Annotated in this window: 4 protein-coding genes; all 4 read left to right on the top strand. The window is 61.0% G+C overall.

The window, feature by feature from the left end:
* The coding region (locus ACJWXQ_RS07530) for a tetratricopeptide repeat protein (RefSeq protein ID WP_406672510.1) at positions 1-1,171 on the top strand (1,171 nt) is incomplete at its 5' end.
* 178 nt (positions 1,172-1,349) lie between these two features.
* Positions 1,350-3,215 (top strand): molecular chaperone HtpG, encoded by a 1,866-nt coding sequence (htpG, locus tag ACJWXQ_RS07535; RefSeq protein ID WP_346050065.1) that lies wholly within the window; start codon positions 1,350-1,352, stop codon positions 3,213-3,215.
* Positions 3,216-3,433: 218 nt separating this feature from the next.
* On the top strand, positions 3,434-3,973 hold the full coding sequence (locus ACJWXQ_RS07540) for a peroxiredoxin (protein WP_346050063.1): 540 nt from the start codon (positions 3,434-3,436) through the stop codon (positions 3,971-3,973).
* Positions 3,974-4,050: 77 nt separating this feature from the next.
* The gene (locus tag ACJWXQ_RS07545; protein ID WP_346050061.1) at positions 4,051-4,581 is read left to right on the top strand and encodes a carboxymuconolactone decarboxylase family protein; all 531 of its coding nucleotides are present in this window, start codon (positions 4,051-4,053) and stop codon (positions 4,579-4,581) included.
* The last annotated feature ends 147 nt before the right edge of the window (positions 4,582-4,728 follow it).

Raw genomic sequence — 4,728 nt, forward strand, 5'->3', positions numbered from 1 at the left:
ACCGCTACGACTCGCTGCCAGACTGGCGGCGGACTCCGCTCAGGCCGGGGACGTGCTCAGTGATGCCATTCGTTTCGGCTTTGACGATCAGACCCCGGCACTTGATCGCCGATTGACCTGGTCCGTGGCCGCTCAGGCGGCGGAGAAGACGGGCAATCGATCCGCCCGAATCGGGGCCCTGGAGCGGGGTCTGGGGCTTTACGATGAGGGTGGCCGGGTTGACCCTGTATTCAGCCTGGCGCCGGAGCAACTGTGGGCGGCCTATCAGGATTTCGGTGAACGCCTGGGGAATGAGGCCCAGATACTGGTGGGGGATGACCCCATGTGGTTCGAGCTGGCCGAATCCTACGCCGACTCCGAGCCGGTCAAAACGCGCGCGCTCTTGAGTGTCATCGCCTTCAACAGTTTTGAAACCAAGCAACGAGAGCGTGCCCACGGCGAACTGGCCGCCACCCTGGTCAACCGTCGGGAAGGCCCCGCCATCATTCGTCAGCTCTACCTGGAGAGTGGCCATTTCCAGGCACTTGATTCGATTCCGCAAACGGTGCGCTACCTGCTTGCAGACCTGGTTATGGAAGAGGCCGATATTCCATTGGCCTCCCGTCTCATGAGAGGTCTGGACAAGGCCCCGGACGGGGTAGAGGAGCTGGATTGGGGCTTACGCCGCGCAAGGGTGCTGTTGCTGGGCGGGGCCAGGGAAGAAGGGCTGTCTGCACTGGATGCCCTTTTCGATAAGGACGTTGAGGATTTTCCGGTGGAGCGTGTGCTGCAAGTCCTGTTCGATTTGCAGAACATGGGAGATCACGAGCCAGCCTTGGCGTACTTGAAGCGCCTCCTGGAAAAGGATCTGGAAGACCGGCAGCATCGGGAAATCCTGTTCTGGATGGCAGAATCCGCCGAGGGGATGGGTGACCGTCTGGAGGCCGCCCGTCTCTATCTTCGCTCGGCCGGCTTTCATGACCCCTTTTCCATGGATCAGTGGGCGCAGACGGCCCGGTACCGGGCTGCAGATGCGCTCGCCGATGCCGGGCTCACCGAGGACGCGCGCAGGCTCTACCAGTCCTTGTTGAATGCAACCGAGGATGAGGCGCGTCGTTCGGTCTTGCGTAACCGGATTCAGCGACTGCGCTTGCAGCCCGCCAGTCCACCAGGGCCGGAGATCGATCCCTAGCTGACCGTGGGTGGTGCTCCAAGGCTGAGGCAGGGGCAACACGCGGCAAGGTATGCAATGGCAGTCGCGGCCCCTTGAAATGGCCTCTGCTGCCCCCACCTTTTTCTCCGTTCATCCCCCGCTCCCTCACGGGAGTGGAGTGCTTTTACCGTTCGATTCCAGGAGGTTGTACAGCGTCATGGCCAAGGCGAACGTCGAAACCCGGCATTTTGAGGCGGAGGTTCAGCAGCTGCTCAAGCTGATGATCCACTCCCTGTATTCCAACCGGGAAATTTTTCTGCGCGAACTCGTATCCAATGCCTCTGATGCCTGTGATCGTCTGCGATTCGCCGCTCTAAAGGATGACACGCTACTGGAGGGGGACGGTGAACTGGAAATCCGCGTCGAGGCGGACAAGGATGCCGGTACTGTTACCGTGAGTGACAACGGTATCGGCATGAGCCGCCAGGAAGTGATCGACAATCTGGGCACCATTGCCCGTTCCGGCACGCGCCGCTTCCTCGATTCCCTTTCCGGCGATCAGAAAAAGGACGCCCAGCTGATTGGCCAGTTCGGCGTCGGCTTTTACTCCAGTTTCATCGTTGCCGACCAGGTCTCGGTGGAGACCCGCCGGGCCGACGAAAAAGCCGGCGTGCGCTGGTCTTCTGACGGCACCGGCAGCTATACCCTGGAGGAGATCGAGCGCGAGTCCCGCGGCACTACGGTGACGCTGCAACTGCGGGATGACGCCGTGGAGTTCCTGGAGCCGGCCCGTCTGCGCCACATCATCCGTCGCTATTCCGACCACATCGGTCTGCCCATCCTGATGCCATCCGAGAAAGAGGGCAGTGAGGCCTGGGAGAAGGTCAATGAGGCTGCGGCCCTGTGGACCCGGCCGAAGGAGTCACTCAAGGACGAGGATTACCAGGGCTTTTACCAGCACCTGAGCCATGACCCGGAAGCGCCGCTGGCCTGGACCCACAATCACGTGGAAGGTCGGCAAAGCTACAGCTTGCTGCTCTACATCCCTTCCCGGGCCCCCTTCGATCTCTGGGATCGGGAGCGTCGCCGGGGCGTGCGCCTGTACGTGCGCCGGGTGTTCATCATGGACGAGGCCGAGCAGCTGATGCCGGCCTGGCTGCGCTTCGTGCGTGGGGTGGTGGACTCCGATGATCTGCCCCTCAATGTCTCGCGGGAGATTCTCCAGGACAACCGCCTGGTCCGCAGTATCCGCGCCGGTGCAGTGAAAAAGGTCCTGGGCCTGCTGGAAGACATGGCCCGCAATCGGCCGGAGGATTACGCCCGCTTCTGGGATGAATTTGGCCAGGTGATCAAGGAAGGCCCGGCGGAAGATCCGGAGAACGCCGAACGCATTGCCGGGCTGCTGCGTTTTGCCAGCACCCGGCATCCCGACGGCCAGACCGTCTCGCTCAAGGACTATGTGGACCGGATGCAGCCGGACCAAAAGGCCATTTACTACGTCACCGCCGACAGCCACGCCACGGCGCTCAACAGCCCGCATCTGGAGGCGTTCCGCAAGAAGGACATCGAGGTGCTGCTGTTGTCCGATCGGGTGGACGAATGGCTGGTGGCGCATTTGCCCGAGTTCGAGGGCAAGACGCTGAAATCGGTGGCCCAGGGCGATCTGGACGCCGACGAAGTGGACGACGACAAGGACGCCGAGCAGCAGGCCGAGGCCCACAAGGACCTGCTCGAGCGTCTCAATAAGGCACTCGACGAGCAGGTCAAGGAAGTGCGCGTCTCCCGCCGCCTGGTGGATTCTCCGGCCTGTCTGGTCGCGGAGCAGGACGGCATCAGCCTGAACCTGCAGCGCCTGCTGAAGGAAGCCGGTCAGTCGGTGCCCGAGTTGCGTCCCATCCTGGAAGTCAATCCGGATCATCCCCTGCTGACCCGCCTGTCTTCCATGGACGAGGGGGAGACCTTTGCCGACTGGGCGCGGGTGCTGTTTGACCAGGCTGTCCTCGCGGAAGGGGGGCAGCTCGACGATCCGGCGGGCTTCGTTCGCCGCCTCAACACCATGCTGGTACGCGAAGCCAACGCATGAGTCCCTGAGTGGAACCACATGGCCCTGTCGCCGCCGCCTGGGCGTTCGCCGCGTGGTGGTCGGCGACTGCGGCCTGTGTTGTCACCAGATAGGTGCTGCCTATCCAACCTATTGAAACGATTTGCTTGAGCGAGTTTCGGGTGTGCGTTTTAATAGCACCCGAAAATAAAAGTGGCTATTTCGATAGCAAAAATGAAAACCCTAGGAGGAGGTAAATAATGCTTGGAATTGGTGAGAAGTTCCCTGAGTTTTCCGTGAATGCGACTGTTTCCACGGATGAAAAGAACGCCTTTGAAGAAATCAATAACAAGAGTTTCCCGGGCAAGTGGACCATTTTCATGTTCTACCCGAAGGACTTCACCTTCGTCTGCCCGACCGAGATCCAGTCCTTCGGTGATATGGCCGACGAGTTCGAGGACCGTGATGCCCAGCTGATGGTCGCCAGCACTGACAGTGAGTTCGTGCACCTGGCCTGGCGCCAGAACGACGACCGCCTGAAGGATCTGCCCGTGCCGATGCTGGCCGACCTGAACCGCAAGCTGGTCTCCCAGCTCGGTATCCAGGATCCGGAAGAGGGCGTTGCTCAGCGGGCGACTTACATCGTCGATCCGGACGGCATCATCCGTCACGTGTCGGTCAACGATATGAGCGTGGGCCGTAACCCCAATGAAATCCTGCGGGTTCTGGACGCGCTGCAGACCGACGAGCTCTGCCCCTGCAACTGGCAGAAGGGCGAAGAGACCCTCAACGCCGCCTGATTATCCGGTGGGTGAGTGAGATCGAGCGGCCCCCGGTATCCGGGGGCCGCTTTTTTCGGAACAACGGGAGGTGACCCATGAGCGTCACGGAACTCAAGCAGGCACTGCCTGATCACGCCAAGGACATTCGTCTGAACCTGAGCTCGGTACTCAAGACCGAAGGTGCGCCCGGCCTGAGCCAGGAGCAGATCTACGGCACCGCCCTGGCCTCGGCCTATGCCGCCGACAATGTGGCGTTTGCCCGTCAGGTGGAAAGTCTGGTCGCCGAACAGGCCGATGAAGCCACGACCAATGCGGCCAAGGCCGCTGCTTCCATCATGGCCATGAACAACGTCTACTATCGCTTTCTGCACCTGGTGGAGGACGAGGAATACGGCCGCATGCCGGCCAAGCTGCGGATGAACGTGATTGGCCGCCCAGGTGTCGACAAGACCGACTTTGAGCTCTATTGCCTGGCCGTGTCGGCTATCAACGGCTGTGGACTGTGTGTGCAGAATCACGAGAAAGTTCTGCGTCAGGCGGGCCTCGGCCGAGAGGCCATTCAAAGTGCCGTCCGTATCGCGGCTGTCATCAACGCCGCCGCGACGACCACAAGGTTCGCCGCCTAAGCGACATTCTGACGCAACGATACAGCAGAACGCCGTTCCCATGGGGCGGCGTTTTCTTTACTTATCAGTGAGTTATGGGTTGATTGCCTTATTCCCCGGTAATCTGGTAAGGGCGGGTCAGGAATTTTGGCTTGCCGGGAGCTGTCA

Origin of the sequence: Natronospira sp. (genome assembly GCF_007134575.1) — a bacterium.
Taxonomy (GTDB): domain Bacteria; phylum Pseudomonadota; class Gammaproteobacteria; order Natronospirales; family Natronospiraceae; genus Natronospira; species Natronospira elongata.